Source organism: Daejeonella sp. (assembly GCF_044348475.1).
Lineage (GTDB): Bacteria > Bacteroidota > Bacteroidia > Sphingobacteriales > Sphingobacteriaceae > Daejeonella.
Window position 1 is genome coordinate 1 of sequence record NZ_JBIKSU010000166.1, and the last position, 2527, is coordinate 2527.

At 39.5% G+C, this 2527-nt stretch carries 3 protein-coding genes; all 3 read left to right on the forward strand.

Annotated elements, in window-relative coordinates; all coding sequences use genetic code 11:
* The first annotated feature begins 168 nt into the window (after positions 1–168).
* The 3 genes from ACIQZ6_RS12750 to ACIQZ6_RS12760 are packed head-to-tail and all read left to right on the forward strand — an operon-like array spanning position 169 to position 2301.
* Entirely contained in the window at positions 169–1395 is a 1227-nt protein-coding gene (locus tag ACIQZ6_RS12750) for a sensor histidine kinase (protein ID WP_395811680.1), read from the forward strand.
* Positions 1376–1882, forward strand: coding sequence for a DinB family protein (locus tag ACIQZ6_RS12755; RefSeq protein ID WP_395811682.1), 507 nt, complete (start codon positions 1376–1378; stop codon positions 1880–1882). Before ACIQZ6_RS12750 ends, ACIQZ6_RS12755 begins: the two co-directional genes overlap by 20 nt.
* Entirely contained in the window at positions 1879–2301 is a 423-nt protein-coding gene (locus ACIQZ6_RS12760; RefSeq protein WP_395811684.1) for a hotdog fold thioesterase, read from the forward strand. Before ACIQZ6_RS12755 ends, ACIQZ6_RS12760 begins: the two co-directional genes overlap by 4 nt.
* Positions 2302–2527: the final 226 nt, after the last annotated feature.

Genomic DNA, 2527 nt, shown 5'->3' on the forward strand with positions numbered 1-2527 from the left:
CGGAGTAAATTAGTTTAGTTTCCAATACAATGCTTATTCAGGGAATAGTTGAGAATTGATTTTCAATGAACCGCTACATTCCTAACCAACTAACCAACTAACCAACTAACATCAACTAACCAACTAAATTCCTACCTTTCAATTTCCTTTTGTAATTTGCTGAAATATATGAATCCATACGATAGGAAACGGCGCTGGAAGTTTATTTTAATTGTATTTGCACTAATTATTGTGGGTACATCGGTATGGTATACCGATTATCTGGTAAGAAATATATCCACCGTAGAGCGTACACGGGCCGAATTATGGGCAAGAAGTACCCGTAACATAATCGCGATGCCCGATGTGAATGATGAATATATCACCTTTATCTACAGCATGCGCGATAGTTTGGCAGTTCCAGCAATCGTGGTTGATTCTGCTGAGAATATCATCACCTGGCGTGGCCTTGACAGTACAAAAACTAATTTTGACCTGGAGGCTGATTCTAAGAAAAAGTACGACCCTAAATATTTTAAATCTCAATTGAAAGAGATGAAATCTCAGCATCCGCAGCCCATAGTACTTGAATTAAACAATCGGAATAATGAGAAATGGTTTGTTTATTACAAGGATTCTATTTTGTTAACTCAATTGAGGGCTTTCCCTTACGTACAATTGTCGGTGATTGCAATCTTTTTGCTGGTTGCTTATGGAGTTTTCAATTCTTCCAGAAAATCGGAGCAAGACCAGGTATGGGTAGGACTGGCTAAAGAAACAGCCCATCAGTTAGGCACACCAATTTCTTCATTAATGGCCTGGGTAGAGCTTCTTAAATCTAAGTTTAATGCCCCCGATGATCCATTGATTATTGAAATGGAGAATGACGTTAAACGACTTGAAACAGTTGCTGATCGGTTTTCCAAGATCGGTTCAAAGCCCATTCTGCATAATCACGTAGTGTATGAGGTAGTTGAAGAATTTGTTAACTATTTCAAGGTCAGGGTGAGCGATAAGATTGAATTCATCTTATCAGGAGATAAGCAGGTTGTTGCATTGGTTAATGTGCCTTTGTTTGACTGGGTCATCGAAAATATTCTTAAAAATGCTGTGAATGCCATTGAGGGACAGGGTAGCATTAAGGTTGAGATCAAAGAGAATCTGGTAAAAGAACAGGTTTTCATTGATATCACAGATACGGGTGCAGGCATTCCCAGATCAAAATTTGATACGGTTTTTCAGCCTGGATATACTACCAGAAAACGAGGCTGGGGACTTGGTCTTTCTCTCACCAAGCGAATTGTAGAAAATTACCATCAGGGCAGCGTTTTTGTAAAAGATTCTGAATTAGGAAAGGGTACAACCTTTCGGATAGTTTTAAAAAGTAACATGACTTATGAAGCCACCACAAGCTGAAGAATTCCCAATTTTTTATAAAGGGTATGTTGATACGGTTAGCGATGATGTGTTGGCAGAACTGGAACAGCAGATTGAATCATTTTCCGCATTGTTAAAGAATGTACCCAAAGAAAAGGCTTCTTTTGCCTATGCCGAAGGAAAATGGACAATAAAAGAACTAGCCGGTCATGTGATTGATACTGAACGGATAATGGCTTATCGTGCCTTGCGAATTTCACGTAATGATGCTACCCCATTACCGGGATTTGACGAAAATAATTATGTGTCCAATGCTCACTTTGCAGACCGAAGTTTGGAAAGCCTTGCGGAGGAGTTTGCAGCTTTGCGAAAGGCTAATATGTATCTAATCAGATCCCTGAACGACATTGAGATCGACCGATCTGGTATTTCAAATGAAAAGCCAATCAGTGTGCGAGCTTTGATCTTTATTATGGCCGGGCATGTAAACCATCACTCTGCTATTCTGAAGCAAAGATATTTATGATCTGGTCAAGAGAATACACTGTTGATGAACTTAATGGGCGTCCCAAAGGCCATATTGGCGATCTTTTAGGAATTGAATTTACAGAGATTGGTCATGATTCTATTTCAGCGCGCATGCCTGTCAATGAAAAGACCCATCAGCCTTATGGTATCCTGCATGGAGGCGCTTCGGTAGTTCTGGCTGAATCTCTGGGTAGTGTGGCTTCAAATATGGTCATCAACTCTGATAAATATATAGGTGTAGGACTTGAGGTCAATGCAAATCATCTCAGACCTGTAAAATCAGGCTTTGTAACGGGTATTTGTACACCCATCCATATCGGTGGTAAAACCCATGTCTGGGATATTAAGCTCTATGACGATAGAGGAAAAATGAATTGTATCAGCAGGCTTACTGTCGCGATAATTCCTAAAACATAAGATTACAAGCCACTCATCCAGGATCAAATCCGGGGTGAACGACTTGTTATGCTTATTACAATTTTATTTTTCTTCGTTTGCTTTTTTCTCGATCAGGTGTGAAACAAATAGTCCTATTCCACCGAATATCGCGATCAGAGAAAAATATATGGCAGGGTTATCTTCATCAATTCCCTGCCTGAAATTTAAAATTGTGTTGTCTAACACAAATGCCAGAAACAGTCCT

Bases quoted from the DNA above. Each gene is read 5' to 3' on its own strand.
- ACIQZ6_RS12750 (WP_395811680.1), top strand. From the start codon at position 169: ATGAATCCATACGATAGGAAACGGCGCTGGAAGTTTATTTTAATTGTA.
- ACIQZ6_RS12755 (WP_395811682.1), top strand. From the start codon at position 1,376: ATGAAGCCACCACAAGCTGAAGAATTCCCAATTTTTTATAAAGGGTAT.
- ACIQZ6_RS12760 (WP_395811684.1), top strand. From the start codon at position 1,879: ATGATCTGGTCAAGAGAATACACTGTTGATGAACTTAATGGGCGTCCC.